Annotated in this window: 20 protein-coding genes; 6 read left to right on the plus strand and 14 right to left on the minus strand. The window is 42.8% G+C overall.

The genetic code is table 11. The features are described from left to right. Nucleotides 1-74: 74 nt before the first annotated feature. Entirely contained in the window at nucleotides 75-1,340 is a 1,266-nt protein-coding gene (gene tyrS / locus MKY93_RS10960; RefSeq protein WP_340759071.1) for a tyrosine--tRNA ligase, read from the minus strand. A 372-nt stretch (nucleotides 1,341-1,712) separates the two neighbouring features. Between tyrS and MKY93_RS10965 the strand changes: the two genes are divergently transcribed. From MKY93_RS10965 to MKY93_RS10980, 4 genes are all read left to right on the plus strand, one after another. Continuing rightward, nucleotides 1,713-4,646, plus strand: coding sequence for a transglycosylase domain-containing protein (locus MKY93_RS10965; RefSeq protein ID WP_340759072.1), 2,934 nt, complete (start codon nucleotides 1,713-1,715; stop codon nucleotides 4,644-4,646). A gap of 200 nt (nucleotides 4,647-4,846) precedes the next feature. After that, on the plus strand, nucleotides 4,847-5,479 hold the full coding sequence (locus MKY93_RS10970) for a GNAT family N-acetyltransferase (RefSeq protein ID WP_221836379.1): 633 nt from the start codon (nucleotides 4,847-4,849) through the stop codon (nucleotides 5,477-5,479). Nucleotides 5,480-5,494: 15 nt separating this feature from the next. Next, a complete protein-coding gene (locus MKY93_RS10975; protein ID WP_078816919.1) occupies nucleotides 5,495-6,139 on the plus strand; it encodes an acetoin utilization AcuB family protein in 645 nt (214 codons plus the stop codon). Beyond that, nucleotides 6,136-7,293, plus strand: coding sequence for an acetoin utilization protein AcuC (locus MKY93_RS10980; RefSeq protein WP_340759073.1), 1,158 nt, complete (start codon nucleotides 6,136-6,138; stop codon nucleotides 7,291-7,293). Before MKY93_RS10975 ends, MKY93_RS10980 begins: the two co-directional genes overlap by 4 nt. A 480-nt stretch (nucleotides 7,294-7,773) precedes the next feature. On the opposite strand, the gene ccpA is transcribed toward MKY93_RS10980, so the two are convergent. After that, on the minus strand, nucleotides 7,774-8,772 hold the full coding sequence (gene ccpA / locus MKY93_RS10985; RefSeq protein WP_078816921.1) for a catabolite control protein A: 999 nt from the start codon (nucleotides 8,770-8,772) through the stop codon (nucleotides 7,774-7,776). Nucleotides 8,773-9,025: 253 nt separating this feature from the next. Then, nucleotides 9,026-10,108 (minus strand): bifunctional 3-deoxy-7-phosphoheptulonate synthase/chorismate mutase, encoded by a 1,083-nt coding sequence (locus MKY93_RS10990; protein ID WP_040759645.1) that lies wholly within the window; start codon nucleotides 10,106-10,108, stop codon nucleotides 9,026-9,028. Between the two features lie 165 nt (nucleotides 10,109-10,273). Between MKY93_RS10990 and MKY93_RS10995 the strand changes: the two genes are divergently transcribed. Then, nucleotides 10,274-12,424 (plus strand): cell division protein FtsA, encoded by a 2,151-nt coding sequence (locus MKY93_RS10995; RefSeq protein ID WP_340759074.1) that lies wholly within the window; start codon nucleotides 10,274-10,276, stop codon nucleotides 12,422-12,424. Between the two features lie 58 nt (nucleotides 12,425-12,482). On the opposite strand, the gene MKY93_RS11000 is transcribed toward MKY93_RS10995, so the two are convergent. The 9 genes from MKY93_RS11000 to MKY93_RS11040 all read right to left on the minus strand — a co-directional run bounded on the left by MKY93_RS11000 (nucleotide 12,483) and on the right by MKY93_RS11040 (nucleotide 22,023). Then, complete coding sequence (locus MKY93_RS11000) at nucleotides 12,483-13,142, minus strand: YtxH domain-containing protein (RefSeq protein ID WP_078816922.1); 660 nt, start codon at nucleotides 13,140-13,142, stop codon at nucleotides 12,483-12,485. A gap of 55 nt (nucleotides 13,143-13,197) precedes the next feature. Continuing rightward, nucleotides 13,198-13,650, minus strand: a complete 453-nt coding sequence (locus MKY93_RS11005) for a DUF948 domain-containing protein (protein WP_221836371.1) — start codon at nucleotides 13,648-13,650, stop codon at nucleotides 13,198-13,200. A 356-nt stretch (nucleotides 13,651-14,006) separates the two neighbouring features. Next, a complete protein-coding gene (gene murC, locus MKY93_RS11010) occupies nucleotides 14,007-15,320 on the minus strand; it encodes a UDP-N-acetylmuramate--L-alanine ligase (RefSeq protein ID WP_340759075.1) in 1,314 nt (437 codons plus the stop codon). 132 nt (nucleotides 15,321-15,452) lie between these two features. Continuing rightward, entirely contained in the window at nucleotides 15,453-18,095 is a 2,643-nt protein-coding gene (locus tag MKY93_RS11015; RefSeq protein ID WP_340759076.1) for a DNA translocase FtsK, read from the minus strand. A 246-nt stretch (nucleotides 18,096-18,341) separates the two neighbouring features. Next, complete coding sequence (gene ytpR, locus MKY93_RS11020) at nucleotides 18,342-18,947, minus strand: YtpR family tRNA-binding protein (RefSeq protein ID WP_340759077.1); 606 nt, start codon at nucleotides 18,945-18,947, stop codon at nucleotides 18,342-18,344. Next, nucleotides 18,944-19,759, minus strand: coding sequence for a DUF1444 domain-containing protein (locus MKY93_RS11025; RefSeq protein WP_009497711.1), 816 nt, complete (start codon nucleotides 19,757-19,759; stop codon nucleotides 18,944-18,946). Before MKY93_RS11025 ends, ytpR begins: the two co-directional genes overlap by 4 nt. 41 nt (nucleotides 19,760-19,800) lie before the next feature. After that, nucleotides 19,801-20,319 carry a hypothetical protein gene (locus MKY93_RS11030; protein ID WP_340759078.1) on the minus strand — a complete coding sequence of 173 codons (519 nt, stop codon included), beginning with the start codon at nucleotides 20,317-20,319 and terminating at the stop codon, nucleotides 19,801-19,803. Nucleotides 20,320-20,396: 77 nt separating this feature from the next. Continuing rightward, nucleotides 20,397-20,918 carry a DUF84 family protein gene (locus tag MKY93_RS11035; protein WP_340759079.1) on the minus strand — a complete coding sequence of 174 codons (522 nt, stop codon included), beginning with the start codon at nucleotides 20,916-20,918 and terminating at the stop codon, nucleotides 20,397-20,399. 31 nt (nucleotides 20,919-20,949) lie between these two features. Next, entirely contained in the window at nucleotides 20,950-22,023 is a 1,074-nt protein-coding gene (locus tag MKY93_RS11040; RefSeq protein ID WP_009497714.1) for a M42 family metallopeptidase, read from the minus strand. A gap of 203 nt (nucleotides 22,024-22,226) precedes the next feature. Between MKY93_RS11040 and MKY93_RS11045 the strand changes: the two genes are divergently transcribed. Next, nucleotides 22,227-22,541 carry a PepSY domain-containing protein gene (locus tag MKY93_RS11045; protein WP_340759080.1) on the plus strand — a complete coding sequence of 105 codons (315 nt, stop codon included), beginning with the start codon at nucleotides 22,227-22,229 and terminating at the stop codon, nucleotides 22,539-22,541. A gap of 202 nt (nucleotides 22,542-22,743) precedes the next feature. Here MKY93_RS11045 and MKY93_RS11050 read toward each other — a convergent pair whose 3' ends face one another. Further along, nucleotides 22,744-23,589: a YtnP family quorum-quenching lactonase gene (locus MKY93_RS11050; RefSeq protein WP_221836365.1), complete on the minus strand. Its 846-nt coding sequence runs from the start codon at nucleotides 23,587-23,589 to the stop codon at nucleotides 22,744-22,746. 77 nt (nucleotides 23,590-23,666) lie between these two features. Next, nucleotides 23,667-24,323 carry a tRNA (guanosine(46)-N7)-methyltransferase TrmB gene (trmB, locus tag MKY93_RS11055; RefSeq protein WP_340759081.1) on the minus strand — a complete coding sequence of 219 codons (657 nt, stop codon included), beginning with the start codon at nucleotides 24,321-24,323 and terminating at the stop codon, nucleotides 23,667-23,669. Nucleotides 24,324-24,334: the final 11 nt, after the last annotated feature.

A 24,334-nucleotide genomic window follows, 5' to 3' on the forward strand; every position in this document is an offset into this window, starting at 1 on the left:
TCCACTTTAAAAATAAAACAAGTGACTGTAAACCAATTCGTTTACGGTCACTTGCTTTTCAATTCAGCTACCTATTACACAAACTTCACCATACTATATTTCTTCTTACCACGTCTCACAATCGTAAAGGCATCTTCTAAACGCTGATCTGCCCCCACTGTGAAATCTGTATCCGTAATGCGTTCCCCATTAAATGAAATCGCACCGTTTGTCACATCTTCACGCGCTTGGCGTTTCGACGGTGACACGCCTGCCTGAACGATGAAATCGACGATGTTCTGATCCGCCTTCTCCATTTCAACAGTCGGCACATCTTTAAATGCATCTTTGATTTCAGAGGCAGTCAACGCTTTCAAGTCGCCGCTGAATAGAGCAGCTGAAATACGGATGGCTTGCTCGAGTGCCGCTTCTCCATGAATGAGGCGTGTCATTTCTTCTGCCAATGTTTTTTGTGCTTTACGTAAATGTGGCTCTTCTTGAACTGAAGTTTCGAGTGCTTCGATTTCTTCACGGCTCAAGAAAGTGAAGATTTTCAAGTATTTCACGACATCTGCATCCGCTGCGTTGATCCAAAATTGGTAGAACTCATAAGGAGAAGTTTTCTTAGCATCTAGCCAAACCGCGCCGCCCGCTGTTTTTCCGAATTTCGTTCCATCTGACTTTGTCACGAGCGGAATTGTAAATCCGTATGCCTTTACTTCTTCGTCATGCATTTTACGTATGACTTCAAGACCTGTCGTGATATTCCCCCACTGATCCGATCCACCAATTTGCACACGGCAGTTATGATGGTCATATAGATGATTGAAGTCCGCACCTTGCATGAGCATGTACGAGAATTCCGTATAGGAGATTCCTTGATCTAAACGAGATGCGACATTATCTTTCGCTAACATGTAATTGACACTCAATAATTTACCGTAATCACGCAGAAATTCGATCAATGACATTGAGCCGATCCAGTCATTGTTATTAACTAGCTTCGCACCATTATCTGATTGGAAATCAAAAATCATTTCCAATTGCTTTTTGATTCCGCGCACATTATCTTCCACTTGTTCCGTCGTTTGCAGCTGGCGTTCTTCAGAGCGTCCAGATGGATCTCCAATCATTCCTGTTGCCCCGCCGATCAATAAAATCGGCTGATGTCCGTGCAATTGGAAGCGTCGCAATGTCAATAACGGAACGATATGACCAATATGCATACTATTTGCGGTTGGATCCACACCACAGTATAGAGCAATCTTTTCATCCGTCAGTAATTTTTCCAAGCCCTCTTCATTCGTCTGTTGGTATAGCAGGCCTCTCCATCTCAAATCTTCCATTAATTCATTCGCCATTTTCCATTTCCTCCTCAGCTCAACACAAAAAGTCCCCACACAATCAATAAATGATCATGCAGGGACGCTAGTTGAGTAAATTAAACATAACGCGGTACCACCCGGCTTGAGAGAAACTCTCCGGCTTTAAGGCGCTGATAACGTTGCGCAAAACGTACACTCCAAAACTGTAATTCATGTATAGCGCACCGAGCAGCTTGCACCAACCGCTGCCTCTCTAATACGGACCATCGCTAACATTACTTCGGTTTTTTCGACATGTAATTTCGTATGTCTTTCATTTTAACCAAGTTCCAATGAAAGTCAACATTAATTGCTTATTTAATGTTGAATCTATGATATAATGAGTAAGATTTTTAGGGGGAGAATGATTTGGATAAAGAGAAAAATAATCGGATCCAACAACTAGAAAGTAAATTCGAACAGCTCAAAAAAGAACCGTGGGCCAAAAAAGTTCGAATCGGTTCAGGTGTTGTTTGGAACTTATTCATATTGTTACTGATATTCGGTGTAATCGGCGCGGTTTTCGCCACATCTGTCGGTGCCGGATATTTCGCTTCACTAGTTGCGAAAGAACCTTTGCGTTCTAAAGAAGAACTGCGCAATGCGGTTTTCACCTATGAAGAAACATCGGAAATGTATTTTGCCGACAATGTATATTTAGGGAAAATCAATTCGGACATCGAGCGCAGGCAGATCACTTTGGACAAGGTGTCACAATATGCATTGGATGCTGTTCTCGCAACAGAGGATGAGTATTTTAATGAGCACACAGGGATTGTGCCGAAAGCGATTTTTCGCGGTGTATTCCAAGATGTCACCAATTCTGCTAGTCAAACGGGCGGCTCGACTTTGACCCAGCAGCTCGTGAAAAACCAAATTTTAACGAATGAAGTATCTTATGAACGTAAGGCGAAAGAGATTTTACTTGCTATGCGTTTAGAGCACTTCATGACTAAAGATGAAATATTAGAAGCGTACCTGAACATCATTCCATACGGCAGAGATGTCTTAGGTCAAAATATTGCGGGAATTGAAACAGCAGCACGCGGGATTTTCGGTATTAAGGCAAGCGAGCTGAATTTGCCACAAGCTGCATACATAGCAGGCATACCGCAAGCCCCCTTCTCTTACACACCTTTCTATAGTAAGAATCAGGGGATGAAAGAACCAGAAAAACTGCAACCCGGAATTAATCGAATGAAGACGGTATTATTCCGCATGAGGGATACTGGCTACATTACAGAAGCAGAATATCAGGAAGCGCTTGCCTATGATATCGTTAAAGATTTCAGACAGCCTGCAAGACGCGCAACTGACCGCTACCCTTACGTTACACAAGAAATCCAGAATCGGACAGTCGAAATACTTGCGAAGGTCTTAGCAGAAAAAGATGGTATTGAAGCTAGTCGATTTGAAGAAGATTCCAAAATACAGGAAAAGTATGAGATTATTGCAGATCGATCCATGCGCACAGACGGCTACCGAATTTATTCTACAATTGATAAAGATCTATATGACAAGATGAATGAAGTAGCGAAGAATTTCCAACACTACGGTTTTACTTATACTACTGAGAAAACGGATGAAGATTCCGGTAAAAGTTATATCGTAGAAAACCCAGTACAAGTCGGTGCTTCAATGATCGAAAACCATACGGGAAGAATTCTATCATTTATCGGTGGACGCGATCACGAAATTGAAGCGTTGAATCACTCAACTCAAGCATTTAGACAGAACGGATCTTCCATCAAACCTTTACTTGTCTATGCGCCCGCCATTGAATATGGCGTTATCGGGGCAGGTAGTCCAGTTGTTGATGTGAAGTTCAACTGGCACGGTTGGAAACCTGCCAATTACTATGATCGCGAAATGGGCATCATCTCAGCCCGCGAGTCATTAGCACGGTCTCAAAACTTATCCACCGCACGTCTTTACAATCAAATTATCGATAGACAACCGATTGATTTTCTACGGAAAATGAATTTTTCTCAAATTATTGAAGAAGATGGCCATAACCCATCCGCTTCACTCGGAGGTTTAAAATACGGCGTCACAGTTGAGGAAAATACCAATGCCTTTGCAACATTCGCCAACGGCGGTCAATTCATTGAATCCTATATGATTGAGCGCATTGAAGATATGAAAGGCAATATTGTTTACGAACATAAAGCGGAGCCAGTCGAAGTATTCAGTCCAGAGACCGCATATATCGTCACCGATATGATGAGAGATGTATTAAAAGGCTTTGGTACTGGGGCGAGAGTTCCTGGATTCATGAATTTCCGTCCAGACTTAGCCGCCAAAACCGGTACATCTCAGCATTATGCTGATGCTTGGCTCGTTGGCTACAATCCGAATGTATCTCTCGGTGTTTGGCTTGGATATAAAAATCAGAAAACAACATTATACAATGGCAGTCCTAGTCAAATGCACCCTTCTGAACGGACTGCACGATTATTCGGTCAGCTGATGAATACAGCCAACAGCGTACGACCTGACATTGTCAAGGCGTCCGACACATTTAAACGTCCAAGTGGCGTTGTAACTCGTTCATTCTGTTCGATTTCGGGCATGGCTCCTTCTGCTGCCTGCTCAGCTGCAGGGCTTGTGCGCGCTGATTTGTTTAATTCTAAAGTGATGGTCCCATCGAAAGCGGATGACAGCATCATTTCATCTGCCGGAGTACGAGTGAAAGGTCAAATGTATCAGGCATTGCCTTCCACACCACGTGAATTCGTGACATCTGGCGGCGTTGGCTTGAACTCTGAATTTATTAAACGTATGCTTGGCAGACTTGGTGGAGACGGATCGAAATTATTCTCCGGACAAAGCGGATATTCAAGCAGTGTAGTTTCCGGCTCCGTCTTCCCTGCAGACAATGTACCGCCAGCTTCAGTTTCAGCAAGTCAAAATGGTTCTGTCCTTACTTGGTCAGCTTCACCTTCTAATGATGTAATCGGCTATTACATTTATCAAAATGGCGTTCGCGTCGGTATAGTCCGAGATGGCGAATCACTTTCCTATCCGGCTGGCGCTGGGTCGTACTATGTAAGAGCTGTTGATATTACAGGATTATTATCAGGTGCTTCCAATACAGTGACTGCTGCGCCGGAGCCCGAGCCTGAACCAGAACCAACACCTGATCCGGATTCAACTACACCGGAAACCAAACCTGAAGAAAATGGTGGTTCTCCCGCTCCTGAAACAGATGGAAACGTTAATGGCGGTTCTAACAACAATGAAAACAAAGATGATCCGAAAAAACCGGAACCTGAGAAACAGGAACCACCAAAGACAGATTGAATATGAAACCGAATTACAATTATTCTTTTGTAATTCGGTTTTTTCTGTGAAAAAATAACATTGACAATTTCATGATATTCTGAAAACTACACGCATTTTTCCAACATAAATTGTATACTTGAAGTAGAGTAGCACATATTGGGCTCACAGCGATTACCTGCCAACTTTAAGGGTAAATTGAAAAGGAAGGAGTGAACTGCGTGGAACATAGAAAAACGTATTTTTCAAGATCGTTTCCTCACGAAGAAGGTGAATTAATTATTGAAGGACCTATTTCATCTGAGCAATTGTCTGCGCTTAATTTCCATGAAGGACTGAAAGCATTTCGTCCACCTAAACAGCAACAAGAAGCATTAGTAAAAATTGCTTCATTTCCAGAAGGACGCATCAATATCGCGAGAATCGGAGACATGATCGTCGGCTACGTGACCTTTCTCTATCCTGATCCACTTGAAAGATGGTATGAAGCAAAATTATCCAACTTAATTGAGCTTGGTGCTGTCGAAGTAGCTGCAGCTTATCGGGGTGCTCATATCGGAAAGTCATTGCTGGAGTTATCGATGATCGACGATGCAATGGAAGATTATATCGTGATCACGACGGAGTATTATTGGCATTGGGATCTAAAAGGAACCGGATTGACAGTTTGGGAATACCGAAAAGTCATGGAAAAAATGATGCGTGCTGGCGGAATGGAGTTTTTCTCAACGGACGATCCGGAGGTATGCTCACACCCAGCCAATTGTTTGATGGCACGGATAGGAAAAAGAGTCGACGAAGAATCGATCCTACAATTTGATCGAGTTCGTTTCAAAAACCGGGTAAACTACTGAAAGTGAGGAATGACGATGCTCGTACAAGACATTATGAAGAATGACGTTATTACGTTGAATTCCACGCATACGATCGCAGAAGCTGTCCATTTGATGCAAAAGAAAAAGATCAGACATATACCGATCATAGAAAATGACCGCTTAATTGGATTGGTAACGGATCGTGATGTCAAAGAAGCCGCCCCTTCCAGCCTCTCCGATGAGTTAGAAACATTACTCTATGAAACACCTCTTTCTAAAATTATGAAAACTGATTTGATCATTGGTCATCCAAGAGATTTTATAGAAGAAGCTGCTTTGCTATTTTACACATATGAAATCGGTTGTTTACCTATCGTATCAAATTATCAACTCGTCGGTATACTGACCAAAACAGATCTGCTCTACAATTATATTGAATTGACAGGTGCGAACCAGCCAAGTTCTCATATTCAAATTAGAGTCCCAAATCAACCAGGCATTCTTTTTGAAGTATCAAAAGTATTTCATCACCATAATACCAATGTGCTGAGTGTTCTTGTCTATCCTTATCAAGATGACGAATCATATAAAATTCTAGCTGTCAGAATCAAACGGATGAATCCCCTTTCCATCATCGAAGATTTAAAAATGGAAGGGTTTCAGGTTCTTTGGCCGAGCGAACCGGAGATGAACTTATGAAAAAACAAGCAAGTTTTATATTTTCACCCGACCAATTAAATTATGAGTTTTCGGAGACACACCCATTCAATCAAAAACGAATTATCTTAACTAAAGATTTACTGGAAGAAATCCATGCGATCCAGCCAGATGAAATTGTCGTGCCAAGATCGGCAACCGATGAAGAACTACTGTTGGCTCACGACGCGAAGTATATTGAAATTGTGAAAAAAGCAAGTAAAGGTGAAGTAAGTGAAAATATTGGCAGTATATATGGAATCGGAACAGAAGATACTCCCTTCTTCCCTAATATGCATGAAGCCAGTGCACTACTAGTCGGCGGAACGCTCACTGCGATTGAGGAAGTGATGGAAGGTCGTTCAAGATTTGCTCTGAATCTAGGCGGAGGCTTACACCATGGTTTTCAGGGCAAAGCATCAGGGTTTTGTATCTATAATGACAGCTCTGTTGCAATAAAATATTTGCAGGAAAAGTACGGTGCCCGTGTGCTTTACGTCGATACGGATGCACATCATGGAGATGGTGTGCAATGGACATTCTATGACGATCCAAGTGTTTGTACATTTTCTATCCATGAAACCGGCCGTTATTTATTCCCAGGAACCGGGAACGTAACGGAGCGTGGGAACGGTAAAGGATATGGCACTTCGTTCAATTTCCCTGTGGATGCATTCACGGAAGACGAATCGTTCTTACACATTTATCGTACAGCATTGCGGGAAGTTGCAGAGTTTTTTAAACCTGATGTGATACTGACACAAAACGGTGCGGACGCACATTATTTTGATCCGCTAACCCATTTGTATGGAACGATGAAGATTTACGAAGAGATTCCAAAGGTTGCCAAAGAACTGGCAGAAGAATATTGTGATGGACGTTGGATTGCAATAGGCGGAGGTGGTTATGATATATGGCGCGTCGTTCCACGCGCTTGGTCTCACTTATGGTTAACTATGAAAGCGATTCCAGCTCCAACCGGCGCTCTGCCTGAAGAATGGTTGAAAAAATGGCAGCCGGAATCCCCTGTTTCCCTGATTGAAACATGGGAAGACCCCCCCAATTTGTACGAGCCTGTGCCACGTAAAAAAGATATCAATGAAAAGAATGAGCAAATGCTAACGAGAGCTCTCCATGTCATTCGCAATGGTTCGTAATCTATTTATAAAAAACAAGCAACTTATCTCAGTGATAAGTTGCTTGACTATGTAGCCTACATAGAATAAAGGCGAATATATGATAGTGTAATTAAATGATGTAAGATCGTCTGTGCTTGCATACCGAAGATTTTATACATAGTGGGAACTCTGTGGAAATTTTGCCATTTTCTTCCTTGAAAAAAATATTTCTATTCTTTAACTCGAATGTTATTTCCTATATCCATCATCCTCAGGATATTACGCCAGTTGATCGTGGTGGAAGGCGGCGAAAGGCGAAAATATGCTCTCAACGCTACGCTTTTGTTCGCAAAAGCCGTTTTTCGTTCCGGCTTTTCCTGTGGGATTAGCCCGACAGGTGAAACCCCGCAGGAGCCACGCGGAAAGCAACCGCCCGGAATGCAGGTCAACGGTGCCTCACCCACTAGTTTCTTAATCTACACAAACAAGCAACTTATCCAAATGATAAGTTGCTCGTTTTTACTTTACAGACTGGCGCTCTTCTAGATGATACGGTAAGATAACCTCTGTTTCTTCTACCTCTTCTTCATTGATCAACTTTGTCAGCAAACGCATGGATACTGCACCGAGGTCATACAAAGGAACGACAATAGCCGACAGTTGTGGACGGACGATTCTTGCGAGAATGGAGTGTTGGAAACAAATGATTTCTACATCATCTGGTATACTCAGACCTTCATCACGTACGCCATTCATAATTCCAACCGCCACCTCATCGCTGCTAGTCATAACAGCTGTTGGATGATCTGCCAATTTCCCTAATACATTCCAACTTTCATAGGCATCATCATACGTATTATCTGTCTCGACAATCAATGATTCATCAATCGGCATACCGGCTTCTTCTAGAGCCCGGATATAACCTACCCGTTTACACACACGGTTAATATCACGTGTGAACGGGCCTGATACGAAGGCAATTCGCTTATGCCCATTATCAATTAATTTCTTAACGACATCATAAGCGGCTTGTTCATGATCAATATTCACCGAGGGTAAATTGGTTTCAAAATCCAATGTACCCGCCAAAACAATCGGTACATTGGCAGTCTTCATTTCTGCCCGCACTTCTGGAGAGATCGAATCACTCATGAAAATTAAGCCGTCCACTTGTTTTCCTAAATGATCTTCAAAAAGTTCGACTTCCCGTGAAGTGCTCTTGTCTGAGTTGGAGATGATGATATTGTATTCATACATCGTCGCCACATCTGCAATTCCTCTAGATAATTCTGCATAATAGCTTTTGGACATGTCAGGAACAATGACACCAATCGTTGTTGTCCTTTTGCTAGCCAACCCTCTAGCGACTGCGTTCGGTCTGTATCCTAACCTCTCAATACAATCCAATACTTTTTTTCGAGTAGCAGGCTTGACATTTTGATTTCCATTAACTACTCGTGAAACCGTTGCCATAGATACGTTTGCTTCTCTTGCTACATCGTAAATGGTGATAGCCATTTCCAATCCTCCCAACGATCCTTATTCTATACTAGTATACAGTGTTGCCCATCTTTATAGGGTTTTTTCTTTATTTTAAAATTTCTAATTATGTACATACGATGAATTAAAGAAATGAACGGTCTCAACCGTCACTTTCCGTTCCAGGAAGATGCCTTCCACTCCAAGCAACTTAGTGTGAATAAGTAAAAAATCAGTTGTTCAACTTATATAGAAGGCACCGATCCTCATTACTGGGATCGGTGCCTGATTGTCAGATTGTTTGGTGTGTCTTCATGAAGCGATTCATTTCTTCATAGAACGTATCAAACTGCTCTAGGTTCATTTGTTGTGCTGAATCCGACAGTGCTACTGCAGGATCCGGATGAACTTCTGCCATGACACCATCTGCTCCTACTGCAATCGCTGCTTTCGCTGTTGGAAGCAATAGGTCTTTGCGTCCTGTAGAGTGCGTCACGTCGACGAATACCGGCAAATGCGTTTCTTGCTTCAAAATTGGAACCGCTGAAATATCGAGTGTATTTCGTGTAGCCGTTTCGTATGTACGGATTCCACGCTCACATAGCATAATTTCAGTATTTCCTTTAGAGATAATATATTCAGCTGCGTTAACAAACTCAGAAATCGTAGCAGACATTCCGCGCTTCAGAAGTACCGGCTTATCAACCATGCCCGCTTCTTTCAGCAATTCGAAGTTCTGCATATTACGAGCACCAATTTGGATTACATCGATATACTCGAGTGCTTCCTCCAAATGTGCTGGTGTGATGATTTCAGTGACAATGGAAAGTCCTGTCTCATCCGCAACTCTTTTTAAAATTTTCAGTCCTTCCAGACCAAGCCCTTGGAAGTCATATGGAGATGTACGCGGCTTGTAAGCTCCACCACGAATCATCGTTAAGCCTTTTGCTTTGATAGATTGTGCAACAGCCAATACTTGCTCGTAAGATTCTACTGCGCAAGGACCATAAATGAAAGTAGGTTCCCCACCTCCGATTTTCTGGCCGTTCACATTTACAATTGTATCTTCAGCTTTCCGTGCACGGGATACGAGCAATGCGTTCTTCTGCTCATCTTGCTGCACCTCAAGCGCTGACATGAAAATCGATTTGAACACTTGCTCCAGGATTCCGTCTGGTAATGGACCGTTATTCGCATCCTTTAAGACGTTTAGCATCTCCCGTTCGCGGATTGGATCATATCTATTCACACCTTGCTTTTCCTTAAGTTTACCAATTTCTTGTACAATGGCGGTACGCTCATTGATCAAATCCAAAATATTATTGTTTAACTGATCAATGCGACCTCTTAACTCACCTAAATCTTGCTTGCTCATCATTCTGTCTCCTCCCCGCACATATCATCCTTTTCTAAGTCCGGAATCTATGTTACATTTTTATATAATAGACCAAGTATAATGACTTATCTTTGAAAAGTCACGCAATTTCACCGAATTAATACATTTTCACTATTTTCACATAGAATAAAGCTTGAAAAGAGGTTGAAAATCCTGGTTAACACATTATTTGCACTCGACATCGGAACGCGTTCTGTAGTCGGTATTGTGCTGGAAGAATATGATGATTCGTTTCATATCATCGATTTAATTTCGAAAGAACATAAGGAACGCTCGATGATTGACGGACAAATACATAATATTTTAAGCGTGGCGTCTATCATTCAAGAGATTAAACAAGAGCTAGAACAGCATCATGGTAAGTTGCAGCATGTCAGCGTGGCAGCGGCAGGTCGCTCTCTGAAGACAGCAGAAGGCTCCATAACGATTGATATCTCGGAACGACCATTGATTTCGACTGAGGATATTAACCGCTTGGAATTATCAGCGGTTCAGAATGCACAGCAAACTTTGCTCACTTCGGATGAACTGAAAGAGGACGATCATTATTACTGTGTTGGCTATTCCGTACTTCACTATAAATTAAATGGCGAGGAAATCGGCAGTCTGATCGACCAGAAAGGAAAAGAAGCAACAGTCGAAGTTATCGCTACATTCTTACCGCGTGTTGTCGTTGAATCATTACTCGCGGCGTTAAAACGGGCAGATTTAGAGATGGAAGCATTAACCCTTGAACCGATTGCCGCGATTAATGTCCTCATCCCGCCTTCCATGAGAAGGTTGAATATTGCATTAGTCGATATTGGCGCCGGTACATCGGATATTGCGATCGCGAATGAAAATACCGTAACAGCGTATGGCATGGTCCCGGTAGCAGGTGATGAAGTAACGGAAACTTTGAGCAGTCATTACTTGCTCGACTTCCCGCTTGCCGAACAAATGAAACGTCAAATAGCTTCGCAGGAAACGCTCACCGTTCACGATATTTTGGGGTTCGAACAAGAAATTCCAGCGGAGGAAGTTATTGACGTCATTCGTCCTGCTGTAAAACGCTTGGCTATTTCGATCAGCGAAGAGATTAGAAGATTAAATAACGGGACCTCTCCGCAGGCTGTTATGATTGTTGGAGGCGGAAGTTTGACGCCCACATTATCAAAAGAGTTAAGCGTCCAACTGGAGCTGCCTGAGAACCGGGTGGCGATTCGAAGCTTGGATGCATTGACAGGCGTCACTCTTAACGACACGATTGAAGCTTCCCCTGCACTCGTCACGCCGATTGGAATTGCCATTGCTGCGAAGAGAGCACCGATTCACTACATGTCCATCACAGTCAACGAGCAGGATATTCGTCTTTTCGAACTAAAAGAAATGACAGTCGGCGACGCATTACTTGCAGCGCATGTCACTGCTCGTCAATTATACGGAAAGCCCGGACTCGCTTTGACAGTGAAAGTAAACGGGCGCTGGGTAACAATTCCTGGCGAACACGGGTCTTCCACCACGATTTTATTAAATGGCAGAGAAGCCAGCACGAAAGATCGTATTCGTAATCAAGATGTAATTGAACTAGATTTCGGAATGGACGGCAAAGACGCGGAAGCTGCAGTTAAAGATTTAGTAGATGGCCCTGCATCGATCCATTTTCACTTAGATGGTTTGGCTGTAACAGTTGACAGCGAGGTATTACTGAACGGACAAGTTGCCTCTATAGACACTATGGTCTCAGATCGTGATGAATTGATTGTACGGCAAGCAAACACATTAGGTGCGGCTATTGAAAAAGTGTACAGCATACAACATCCGAAAGTATCTGCAGAATCGTTTTCCGTAAAGTGGAACGGGAGCAATCATATCCTGAAACATCGTCCGTCTAAATATCTCGTAGATGGTAGAGAGATTACTCATCAATATATAATCCAAGACGGCGATATCATTGAGACCAGATCTCCTGAGCCTTTATCTATTAAAGAAATTGCGGACGAATTGGAGATTATCTTGGAAGCTCGTGCAGATGTTATGTTCAATACTGAACCTGTCAGTATCAAGAAACAACGCACTGCCGTATTCATCAACGGTCAGCTGGCGGACCATGCTTATCAGGTTCAACCCGAAGATCAAGTAGAATTTAAGTCCGTCTCAGATGCACCTATCATTTTCAGCGACATTTTTTCATTCACAGATTTCTCGCTGCCTACTAACTCCGCTTCTGCTTATCTTTTGCTGCGTAACGGAGAATCCATTCGTTTCAATGAACCTATTTTTGGCGGAGACCGACTGGAAATTCAATTTGAATAAAGCGTAAAGAGGCTGTCATTCTCATATAGAAAATGACAGCCTCTTAATTTATTGAGCATTATTTTTTGCTTGCACTCACAGTTTTATTCGGGTTTACATTTTTATGCGGCTTCTCTTTTTCATTTTGGTCTACAGATTGATCCGCTTTCTTGATCTTGCCAGACTCTTCTTTGCTTTCCTTCATGCTTTTATATTCTGTTGCCTCTTCACCTTCTGAAGACACTGTTCCATCATCCATTGGAATATTTGTCTTGCCTGCAACGGATTTCACTTTATCCACTAACTGACCAGATTGCTCTTGGATTGTTTGAGAAAGTTCCGATGATTTGTCTTTTGCAGCGGAAGTGAATGCAGCTGTTTTCTCTTTGGCAACGTCCGTCCAATCCGCCGTTTTATCTTTTGCTGTACTTGATAATTCTATTGCTTTATCTTTTGCAGTTGAGCTAAGTTCAATGCTTTTATCTTTCAGTTGTGCTGCTTGTGTTGTGAAATCTTCACGCATCTCACGTCCTGTTTTCGGTGCCAAGAAAAGTGCAGTGGCTGCGCCGATGACACCTCCGATAATTGCTCCGGCCAGGAAGCTTCCTGTTCCGCTGTTATCTTCTTCATATAAATCGTTTGTAGAACGGTACGTGTAATTTGCCGGGTATTGTGGTTCACCGTACGTGTTTGCGTAGGTACCTTGGTTTGTATTGTAGTTCGGTTTGTTTTCTGTCATTTTACTTCCTCCTGTGTGTTGAATGTTTGGTATGCTGCTAAGGAAAATGCTTGAACTAGGAGCGGGCCTTATATAGTGTCCAGCCAGTGGACTTTGCCGGTTTCCGTTCTTTCACTTGATCGTAGAGACCAACTGCCACGGTTCCCCACTGCAAGACTTGGGCTATTTTTTCACTGTTTTGTTCAGCCTGTGTAGTAACAGAGCTGGAAATACGGTGCACGGATTGATTCAAGTTGTTTACCGAATCACCTACTCCTTTTACTGCATCCACTACAGTGGTCAGCTTTTCCGCCTTACTTTGTAAGTCCTCAGCCAGCTGATTAGTTTTGTGAAGGAGTTGTGTACTTTCTGTTGTGACTCCCTCCAGTTGTTTAGTCATGTCGTCCATTGTATGCGAGACGCTTTTTAAAGTAGTCTTTAAAGACCCGAGCGTCATGGCAAGACTGACACAAAGAATAAGAAATGCGATCGCAGCCACAACTGCTGCGACATAAAGTAAATTAACCACCGACGTTATCCCCCTAGAGCATATTCTTACGAAAACTTTACCCTTCTTAAAGAGCTTTTAAACTTTTCGCCTTATAGCTATTCTTCGACAAAACTAAGCGATATCCTTTTACAATCTCCAATTAATTGTTTCATTTTATCGATTACTCCTTGGAATAATTGCGCCTGAAATTTGAATTGTGCTTAGTTCTGCGTGATGCAGGTCAGTAAACTTTGATGCAGGACGGAGGCATTAACCTGTGTTCTCCTGCCGTTCAGCGAGCGTTTGAACATCCCTCAAACACGCAATAAAAACTACTTCATCTCATCATTTAAGTCTCCCGTTGAATAAGATAAAAAAACAGCCTCCCCATATGGTTAGGCTGTCTCTTCTTTGGAAATATTGGATTTGAATTGTTCTAAGTATTGTTGGATATCTCCTGCACCCATGAATAGGATGACCGCGTTTTGATGTCGCGAAAGTTCGGATGTATCATCTATTGTTAAATGGCGAGAACTCGGAATTTTATTGACTAAATCCTGAATTGTTAAATTTCCTGCCTGTTCTCTAGCTGAACCAAATATATCGCACAGGTACACTTGATCGGCATCGGACAAACTGTCTGCAAACTGATCTAGAAGCGCAGCCGTACGCGTGAAAGTGTGCGGCTGAAATACCGCCACTACTTCCCGATCCGGGTATTTTTGACGTGCAGAATCCAACGTTGCACGAATTTCAGTCGGATGATGCGCATAGTCGTCCACGATCACTCTGCCTTCGAATTCCATGACAGAAAAACGTCTTTTCACACCTGGAAACGTAGCGAACCGAGCATCGATTACTTCAGCCGGTATATTCTCATAATGGCATAGGGTGATGACACCAAGCGCATTTTTGATTGCGTGATCGCCAGTTAAAGGAACCGTGAATCGATGATAGAATTCATTGCGAATAAACACGTCGAAGGAACAGCCGACTCTGTCCTTTTCGATGTTGGTCGCATAGAAATCATTTGAGGAATCGAGTCCATAATAAACGATTGGCACTTGTGTCTGTAGACGCTGAAGATTTTCATCATCACCGCAAGCAATCAATGCTTTCTTCACCTGACTTGCCATTTGACTAAATGCATCCAAAATATCGTCCAAGCTCTTAAAATAATCCGGATGGTCAAAATCAATATTCGTCATAATGGCATAGTCTGGATGGTACGCCAAAAAATGCCGTTTATATTCGCACGCTTCGAATACAAAGTACTCGCTATTCTCTACGCCTTTACCAGTTCCATCGCCAATTAAGTACGATGTCGGTGCGAAACCGCCCAATACATGGGAAAGTAAGCCAGTCGTGGACGTCTTTCCATGAGTGCCAGTTACGCCAATTGAAGTGAATTGTTCCATATAAGATCCAAGGAAATCATGATAGCGAATCACTTCTACTCCAAGTTCGTCTGCTCTTTTTAATTCGGCATGATCGTCTTTAAAAGCATTGCCTGCGATAACTTTCATACCAGGTTGGATATTGCTTTCGTCAAATGGTAGGACTTTTATATTTCGTTCATGTAAAGGATCTTCCGTGAAAAAATATTTCTCTACGTCAGAACCTTGGATTTTATAAGAAGAATCATGCAGCAACTGGGCAAGCGAGCTCATTCCCGATCCTTTTATGCCTGTAAAGTGTAACAATGTCATATTGAAACCTCCCGGGAATTCTTTCATCCCACTTTTTATCTTCAGCTAAAAATATTTACGCTTGAAGATTATATCTTGTCATAGTATAGCATGTGTTTAAGAAAAAAATTAGCGACTGAATTACTGATTTCTTCAGTTTAGGAAGTTTTCTAATGCTTGATGTGTCAAAAATACATCTCTCGGTTTACTTCCTTTTTGCTCAGAAATAAACTGATTCGCTTCCATACGATCCATCAGTTTGGCCGCACGGTTATATCCGATGCTGAAATGTCTTTGTAGCATCGAGGTGGACGCACTCCCCTGCTCAATGATGAAGGAACATGCCTGTTGGAATAATGGATCCATTTCCTCTTCCTGAATAGCTGTGGCCAGCAAGTCTTCTTGACCGAAGAGATAGTCAGGTTCAGCTTCGTTACGAACGTGTTCTATTATACGCTCAATTTCATCATCCGTGACAAATGTCCCTTGTAGACGAATAGAAGCTGACTGTCCATTGCCTAAGTACAGCATATCCCCTTTTCCGAGCAGCCTCTCTGCGCCAACCGAATCCAATATCGTCCGTGAATCGACTTGTGACGAGACCGCGAATGCAATACGTGTCGGAATATTTGCTTTGATCGTTCCCGTAATCACATCGACGGATGGTCTTTGTGTCGCGATAATCAAGTGAATGCCGCAAGCTCTGGCTTTTTGGGTGATTCGGCTAATGGAAATTTCCACGTCTGCCGGCGCCATCATCATCAAATCCGCCAACTCATCAATAACGATCAGCATGTATGGCATCTTCAAGGAGAAGCGGCGCGATTCCATGACCATTTCATTATAGCGCTCAATATTTCGTACACCGGAATGGGCAAACAGCTCGTACCGTCTTTCCATTTCTTCAACAGCCCATTTTAGAGCAGCAGTAGCAGCTTTGACATCTGTAATGACCGGGCTCAATAAATGCGGAATGCCATTATAAGGAGCAAGCTCAACCATCTTCGGATCGATCAACAGTAGTTTCAGATCATGGTAGGATGCTTTATACAATAAACTGATCAGCAATGAATTTATACAGACTGATTTACCGGAGCCAGTTGCACCAGCAATCATTCCATGCGGCATTTTGCGCAGGTCGATCGTTTGCGGTTCACCTGTTAAACTGAGTCCAAGAACAGCTTCTAGAGGTGAGTCCGAGTTTTTAAAGGGCTCACTTTCTATCACTTCTGAAATACGGACTGCTCTCGTTTGACGATTCGGTATTTCTACTCCGATCAAACTGGTTCCTGGAATAGGAGCTTGAATACGAATATCCCGCGCTGCCAAAGCAAGTTTCAAGTCGTCCGTCAGATTGCGGATTTTGCTTACTTTTACCCCTTGTTCCACCGTCAACTCAAACATCGTCACAGCAGGACCTTGAACAGCTTGCATGACGGTCGCTTGAATGGAGAAATATGACAGTGCCTCTTCTAACTTCGCTGACTGAGACTCGAGCCACTCCTCATCCTTCACCTCTTCTTCCGGCGGTGCCAAGAAATTCAGGGGTGGGAATGCATACGAAGGAAGTGGTTCTTCGTCCACTTCATCTTCCATGCTCTTAATAGGCTGTACTGCTTGCGCAACTGAGGGTTTAATGACCGTTTTCTCAACTAAAGGTTGTTTTTCTTGTACGGCTTCTTGCACGTTTTTATCTTCCAATGAAGATTGTGCATGTTTCATCGCCAATTTTTCTTTGTCCGATTGGAGCATCAATACATTAAAAGGTATGATTTTTTCTTTCTTTTGTGATTCAGCATCTTCTTCAATCGTTTGAACAGGATCAATTTCCTCGTCCACTTCTCCTAATTCAGATTCTTCTGCATCAAACTCATCAGTTTCAGATTCTTCCACTTCCAATTGCTCGATTTCACGGACTGCCACCATTGGTGCTTCGGAAATCGCAGTCGTGTCTTCCTCTTCATCTGAAATGGCAGATATCGTCGATGTATCTGACATAGAAAGGGGCAATTCTGACTGTGAGTCTGTTTCTGTTTCTACTTCTTGTACTCCATCCTCTATTTCCTCAGTTTCTTGCTCTTCCATAACAAAAGATTCAGCTACAGCAACTTCATTGCTCCCACTCTCAAACTCCTCTACGGCTAAAGGCTGTGTGAGTTCTTCGATTGAACCACTATCAGAAGTCATTTCTGCAGGTACTTCTTCGATTTCTGTCACAACATCTACCGATTCAGCCTGTTGCAGGTCCAGATCATCTATAGCTTGGGTTTCCTCTAGTTCTTCCGTTTGCATTGCATCTTTTTGCTTTCTTCTTAACTTAGCTTCTTCCATAGCAGATAAGACAGGCGTGCTCTTAACATAGCCATAGATAGGAGACGGTACTTCAGATGGCGAGAACGGTCTTCTAGGTACCTTTGACAGAGCTTCCTTAACAGGTGTGCTTTTCACTTGTGCTGCCTTGGGGCGAATCTTAGCAATCGTCGATGGCTTTGGAGATTCAGATTTTGGTTCGGATCTATAAACCTTACCTTCTTGTTCAAATCTGCCAGGCCAGCGTGCATTTTGATAAAGCGGAATCTTTTCATATTCTTCTTCTAGTTCTTGTTGTAAATAATCTTTTGTATATTCATTGTGCTCGATTTCTTTTTCCCATCCATAAATTTCATGATCTGAAACAATCGGAAATCTAAAGTTTACTTTTTTATTACCTTCCATATCATCATTGGTGATAGAATTTTCATAGGATTCATTTATTTTTTCTCCGTCTTCTTCCATTTGTTGAAGACGCCTTTTCATATTTCGTAACCAACTCAAATGTATCACTCTTTTCATGTCAATCAATCTATTTTAACAGGTTCACTATGTGGAAATCAAACAGATCTATGTATGTTGAAAATAAAAAGAATATTGCAAGAGTCAGCCTATCCAAATGCAACAAGATTCTCGGACCTCTTATACGACTGAAGTCATAAAAAAAGCTTTTGCAGCGAGCTGGACTTAGCCTCGTACAAAAGCTGATCGACTTAGATAATTATAATAACCTTATAGTTGGAAAGCTTCTCCAACTTCTCTTTGCTCGTCCAGCACAAGAATTCCCTTTTCTTCAGGAGAATCCTTCAGGTTAAGTTCTTTAGCAGAGCAGATCATTCCAGATGACGCTACGCCACGTAGTTCAGCATCACGAATAACCATCCCAGAAGGCATAACTGCACCGACTTTCGCTACGACTACTTTTTGTCCAGCTTCAACATTCGGTGCGCCGCAAACGATTTGCAATGTATCTTCGCCCACGTCAACTTGACAAATATTCAATTTATCTGCGTTTGGATGCTTCTCTTTTTCTTTCACATACCCTACAACGAATTTCGGACTGAAGTCGACATCAAGTTCAAATTCCACTTCATTCTTCCTAAGCGCTTCTTGAAGTTGTTCAACAAGTTCTTCTGTTAATTCCACTTGTCCGTCTGCAGCAAGCGGGAAGTAACTCGACACGTCAAACAAATTGAATCCGATGATATCACCAGTTTTCGCTTCTTTGAGGATCGCTACATCATTTTTACGCTCGCATACTACTTCAGTTGGTCGTTCAGTTGTCAACTGGACGAATAAAACATCGCCTACACCTGCGGCATTATAAAATAAGTTCATTTTTTCTTGTCCCTTCTAGCCAATCGATTTTTTGCCATAATAAAAATAGGCTCTAGTTTGCCATCTTCATAAATAAACGACAGCGATGTAACAGGCACCGCGCCTGTTGTGAAAAATTGCATTGCCATTTGTGCAATGACATCATAGCCTGTGTCATTCCGGATATCTCCGATGATCAACACGTCTTGATGCGGTACCGACACAACCATATGACCTTCAATCTTCTGTTCCATTTCCTTCAAAAACGGCTGATTCAATATTCGGCTCGCATCATAGCCATCATTATTATTAATGAAATAAAATACATTATCGGATACTTCATCACGTTTCCAGGCAGTTGGCAATGTCTTCACTGTGAACATAGCAACTTCCTGTACTTCCTGAGCCGTCATTCCCATCTCAGTAAGCATGCCTTCATCAATCAAACGATAAGTCGTACCTAAATCCAGCGCATAAAAAATACGTGTTTCCGCTGTATGATCCTTCGTCAGAAACGGTTGCCCCGCTGCACTTTCAGTCGGGAACGATGTCGAACGAATAACAGGATAAATAGTTGTTTCACCAACAAATCCTTTTTCATGCTCCTGCTCCATCGCATGGAACGTTTCTTGGATTGTGTAGACTACTTCATCGATTGCTCGCTCTTTTTTTAACTCATACTTCGCCAAAATCTCCGGCAATGAAATATCCATCCCTCTATGAAGTGTATGATGGACGATTCGCAGCTTGTCAGCCTTACGATCGAACTGCCAATCAAACTTCTCTTTAGGTAAACGATTTTTCAGTTCTTCTACTAAATCTTTAGCTTCCATTCCAGACACTCTCCTTCTCAACAATCGTTCGTCCTATTTCATCACTTCTCGTCTTGCTGAACAGAACGCGCAATTTGCATCATTTTTCCCAAATGAGAGTCGATATTCTTTTCATCTGTTACGGTCTCCACTTTCACTCCACCTACACTAGCAATCAATTCCACTAACTTCTCACTTTTTTGTATGACCGCAACAAAGCCAAACACCTCGTCCTTTGCGAATGTCTGCGCTCCTACTAAGTTTTCAGGTTCATCTGTCATCAGCAAATCATAATAGACACGGCTATTTTTCTTTTCGTTTGGATTGACAGTCAAATAAAATGAATCATTTCGTTTCGTTAGGACAATTGTTTGAGAAGTGGATTGCTTGTCCACTTCCATCGTTGTCGGCTTGTAAAAATGGATGTCACCAGCCGCCTCATTGGTTTTTTTAGCATTTGCCTCAAATGCTTCCCTTGCAGCGACAAAGCCCTCATCAGTCAGTCCTTCGACTTTCTGAGTGCATCCTACGAGGACTACGGCCAGAAGCAGCAGCAAGACAACCTTTCCATTTCGGAACATCTAGGTTCCCCCCTTCTCTACTCCGTACAATTTTCTATCAGTCCTATTCTAATCGCATGCCGTCTCTATTGCAATATTCAACTGCTAGCCTTGCTGTATAGGAATTGGCCAATCAACAGCTGCATGATGTGCTCGAACAATACATCCCTCGGAACCGTTTGGGCTGTAAGCATTCCCATGGCTCCTTCTGAAAGGCGAATTTGTTGTTTCTTAAAATAGTGATCGACCGCATCTCCCAGTTCCTTACCGTTCTTAATTTCGGCAGCCAAGTCTTCCGGAAGCGGAATTTGCGCACCTGCAGCTGTAAACACCTGACCATCCGGTGTGGCAAGTGCGCCCCAATTGCATAAATACATCGTCCTTCCGATTATCCGGACGCCGCCTTCCAATCCGATTCCATATGTATCCTCTTGCAACGCACTCGCCGCGACCGCTCTATTAATCGCACCTTGTCTCGTTTCTTCGTCACTCATTGGCTGTGGACTCACACCAGAAGCGACGGATGCTGAAGATATGTCCCTGTTGCCAAGGTAGCGTTCAATCATCCGCGTCACCGCACGCATTTTCGCTTGATTTTCAGAACCTGTTATAAATTTCATTCAGCACCCTCCTTCCTCTCTCGATATCCGCTTAACTGTTTTGTTTAATCGTTTCGACAGTCGTTTTGTCGCAAGCTTTCACTAAATGAACGAGCAATTCTTTTGCTGCCGCATAATCGTCCGTATGAATAATCGAAGCCGCCGTGTGAATGTATCGAGAACAAATTCCGATGACGGCACTTGGCACGCCCTCATTGGATAAATGGACTTGCCCGGCATCCGTTCCGCCTTGGGAAACAAAATATTGATAGGGCACGTTGTGAGTTTCCGCCATATCCAAAATGAATTCACGCATTCCGCGATGTGTCACCATCGTACGGTCGAAAATACGCAACAACGTTCCCTTTCCCAACTGGCCAAATTCGTTTTTATTGCCACTCGCATCATTCGCAGGACTTGCATCCAACGCAAAGAACAAGTCGGGATTGATCATGCGGGCAGCGGTCTGTGCACCGCGCAAACCAACTTCTTCCATGACAGTTGCACCGGAATAAAGAGTATTCGGCAGCGTGTCGTTTTTCACTTCCTGCAGCAATTCCACCGCTAGCCCGCAGCCGTATCGATTATCCCAGGCTTTCGCCATAATTTTTTTCGGATTTGCCATTGGTGTGAACGGACAAATCGGCAAAATCTGCTGTCCAGGACGGATTCCAAAACTTTCTGCATCTGCCTTATCATCTGCACCGACATCGATTAGCATATTTTTAATATCCATTGGTTTTGCTCGTGCTTCATCACTCAATAAATGTGGAGGGATTGAACCAATGACACCTGTTACAGTATCTTTGGTCGTAATAATTTGCACTCGTTGCGCAAGCAGCACTTGATTCCACCAGCCGCCTAATGGCTGAAAACGAAGCATTCCGTTGTCCGTGATGCCTGTCACCATGAAGCCGACTTCATCCATATGTCCGGCTACCATGATTTTCGGCTGCCCCTCTTTACCGTTTCGGACACCAAACACGCCGCCCAGACCGTCTTGAATGATCTCGTCTGAATTTGTTTTAAGTTGTTCACGCATAAAAGCCCGGACGCGATGTTCATTTCCTGGAGCGCCGGGAAGTTCTGTCAATGTGCGAAATAAATCCAAAGTTTCTTTTTTCATGCAAATCCCTCACTTTTTTTACGATCTACCTGCATTATATCGAGATGGCAAACAGATGAAAACTATTTAGGTTCCTCATTTTCTTTAATTAGATGATTAAAAATATGCTGAATGGATAAAAAGGAAAGACATTTGAATCGCCATGCTCTTTTAATCTATGGTACACTATAAGAAAAGATTTGCGAAGGAGGCTGCAATTGGCCATGAGAGTAAAAGAATTTTTAGCTGGCATTTTAACTGGTGTTGCTGCAGGAGTAGTAGTAAATGAAGCATTCAACAAATTAAATGAAGAAGTACCTGCTGACAACGTTCTTAAAATAGTGAAAGAAGCTTTTAAAGAGGAAGGTCCAATTGACGGTTCTTGGATCGTAATGAAACCAGAACCTTATACAAATCACGTAATTTCTATGGAGGTCTACCGTGGAGGAGTTTCTCGTATGAAAGACGGAAGACTGGAACAATATGAATTTGCTGCGGATGCGAAGACAGGTACTGTCGTGGAATTAGTTCGCCAATAATCTATATACAAATAACAGGTAAGGACACGGAGACTGAGTAACTCATCTTACGTGTCCTTTTTCATTTCTTGTTTTATGTCGATATTGTATGTTAGGTGCAGCGAGACTTTAGTGAGTTCCAATTCTTTTCTCGCTTGACCACACGAGAAAAAGCTGTCACCGAAAGTGATTTCTACTTTCAGGACAGCTTCATTTTTTCATTTTATCGAGTACGCGGAACGCTCTCTACGATTTGCTTTCCATCCTCGCTGAACTTTGCCATACGGAACACAGCATCGTGATAGAAAATAAATCCATAGTTATTTGGAAGCGCTTCCTTCATGAGGCGCTCTTTTGCGAAAATGGAGTCCATCGGGTAGTCATCATAAGCAAGTACCCACAGTGGATTAGAATGCGCATGTGTCGGCATGATATCCGCCATGTGAATAAGTGTTTCGCCTTGCTGTTCCAACTTGATCACACTATGGCCGTCACTATGACCGCCTGTATGGATCATTTTAATACCTGGTAATACTTCCAGCTCATCTTCAAATGTCTCCACTTGATCTTGGATCGGCTCCCAGTTCTCCGGCCAATACGTGTTGCGTGAACGAATATTCGGCTCTCTCATTTCGTCCCATTCCACTTTAGATGTGTAGATTGTAGCATTCGAGAACACAGAGACGAGTCGGTCGCCTTTCCATTGTGTCAGGCCTGCCGCATGGTCGTTGTGTAAATGCGTCATCAGCACGATGTCGATATCCTCCGGTGTCAAGCCGAGCTCTTCTAAGCTTTCTTCTACTCTAGTTTCAGCACGGACACCCAAGTTTCTTTTCTTCTTTTCATCCAGTTTCCCCTTGCCGATCCCTGAATCAATCAATAAATTCTTGCCTTGGTACTGTATTAAGATCGGATCCGTCCGCAATTCGATTAAGTTGTTTTCATCGGGTTCGTAGCGTCTTGACCACAATGCTTTCGGTACGACACCGAACATCGCACCTCCATCCAAATAGTTCACTCCACCGTCTAACCATGTTAGTTTCATGTCATGAAAAGTTAATTGATCCATAATAATTCCTCCCTACCTTCCGAATTAACATCCCGCCCACCATCATGGATTTCCGCGAGGAGACCTCGCGGAATAGCCTATATTTTCTTTCTGATTGGATACTCGGCTTCCAAGCGATAGATCGGTTGTCCTTTGCTTGAGAACTTTTCTTCGTACTCCGTTAATATATTGTCTTCCGGCATGTTCGCGTGTAAATCTAAGGAAACAGACAGTAATTTCATGCCGTAATCTGTCATGGACACTAAAGAGTATTCGAAGAGCGAACGATTATCTGTCTTAAAGTGAATTTCTCCACCCGGCTTCAGAATACCTTCATATTTTTGTAAAAACTTCGCATGAGTCAGCCGACGCTTCTCATGGCGTGTTTTCGGCCATGGATCGGAAAAATTTAAATACACTCGATCGATTTCAGCATCCGCAAAAATATTTTCTAAATCTTCACCATTGGCACGTAATAAACGCAGATTGGACGGTTTGCCTGCCTCGATTGCTTTCTCCAATGCCGAAACGATGACATTATCAAAATGTTCGATGCCGATATAGTTGATGGAAGGATTGGCAAGCGCCATGCCAATGATAAATTGACCTTTTCCTGTCCCTACTTCAATATGGATCGGCTCCGAGTTTCCGAACTCCTCCGCCCAATGACTTTTCTTGCCTTCAGAATCCATGATCAACATCTCAGGATGCTCTGCCATAAAATCTTTCGCCCATGGTTTGTTTCGTAAACGCATAATCAGTACAC

The organism is Sporosarcina sp. FSL W7-1283 (genome assembly GCF_038003105.1).
Taxonomy (GTDB): domain Bacteria; phylum Bacillota; class Bacilli; order Bacillales_A; family Planococcaceae; genus Sporosarcina; species Sporosarcina newyorkensis.

What these genes read in the sequence shown, in the direction of transcription:
- tyrS (WP_340759071.1), bottom strand. Translation starts at nt 1,340, where the DNA reads ATGGCGAATGAATTAATGGAAGATTTGAGATGGAGAGGCCTGCTATAC.
- MKY93_RS10975 (WP_078816919.1), top strand. Translation starts at nt 5,495, where the DNA reads ATGCTCGTACAAGACATTATGAAGAATGACGTTATTACGTTGAATTCC.
- MKY93_RS10980 (WP_340759073.1), top strand. Translation starts at nt 6,136, where the DNA reads ATGAAAAAACAAGCAAGTTTTATATTTTCACCCGACCAATTAAATTAT.
- ccpA (WP_078816921.1), bottom strand. Translation starts at nt 8,772, where the DNA reads ATGGCTATCACCATTTACGATGTAGCAAGAGAAGCAAACGTATCTATG.
- MKY93_RS10990 (WP_040759645.1), bottom strand. Translation starts at nt 10,108, where the DNA reads ATGAGCAAGCAAGATTTAGGTGAGTTAAGAGGTCGCATTGATCAGTTA.
- MKY93_RS11000 (WP_078816922.1), bottom strand. Translation starts at nt 13,142, where the DNA reads ATGACAGAAAACAAACCGAACTACAATACAAACCAAGGTACCTACGCA.
- murC (WP_340759075.1), bottom strand. Translation starts at nt 15,320, where the DNA reads ATGACATTGTTACACTTTACAGGCATAAAAGGATCGGGAATGAGCTCG.
- MKY93_RS11015 (WP_340759076.1), bottom strand. Translation starts at nt 18,095, where the DNA reads ATGAAAAGGCGTCTTCAACAAATGGAAGAAGACGGAGAAAAAATAAAT.
- ytpR (WP_340759077.1), bottom strand. Translation starts at nt 18,947, where the DNA reads ATGAACTTATTTTATAATGCCGCAGGTGTAGGCGATGTTTTATTCGTC.
- MKY93_RS11025 (WP_009497711.1), bottom strand. Translation starts at nt 19,759, where the DNA reads ATGGAAGCTAAAGATTTAGTAGAAGAACTGAAAAATCGTTTACCTAAA.
- MKY93_RS11030 (WP_340759078.1), bottom strand. Translation starts at nt 20,319, where the DNA reads ATGTTCCGAAATGGAAAGGTTGTCTTGCTGCTGCTTCTGGCCGTAGTC.
- MKY93_RS11035 (WP_340759079.1), bottom strand. Translation starts at nt 20,918, where the DNA reads ATGAAATTTATAACAGGTTCTGAAAATCAAGCGAAAATGCGTGCGGTG.
- MKY93_RS11040 (WP_009497714.1), bottom strand. Translation starts at nt 22,023, where the DNA reads ATGAAAAAAGAAACTTTGGATTTATTTCGCACATTGACAGAACTTCCC.
- MKY93_RS11045 (WP_340759080.1), top strand. Translation starts at nt 22,227, where the DNA reads ATGAGAGTAAAAGAATTTTTAGCTGGCATTTTAACTGGTGTTGCTGCA.
- MKY93_RS11050 (WP_221836365.1), bottom strand. Translation starts at nt 23,589, where the DNA reads ATGGATCAATTAACTTTTCATGACATGAAACTAACATGGTTAGACGGT.
- trmB (WP_340759081.1), bottom strand. Translation starts at nt 24,323, where the DNA reads ATGCGTTTACGAAACAAACCATGGGCGAAAGATTTTATGGCAGAGCAT.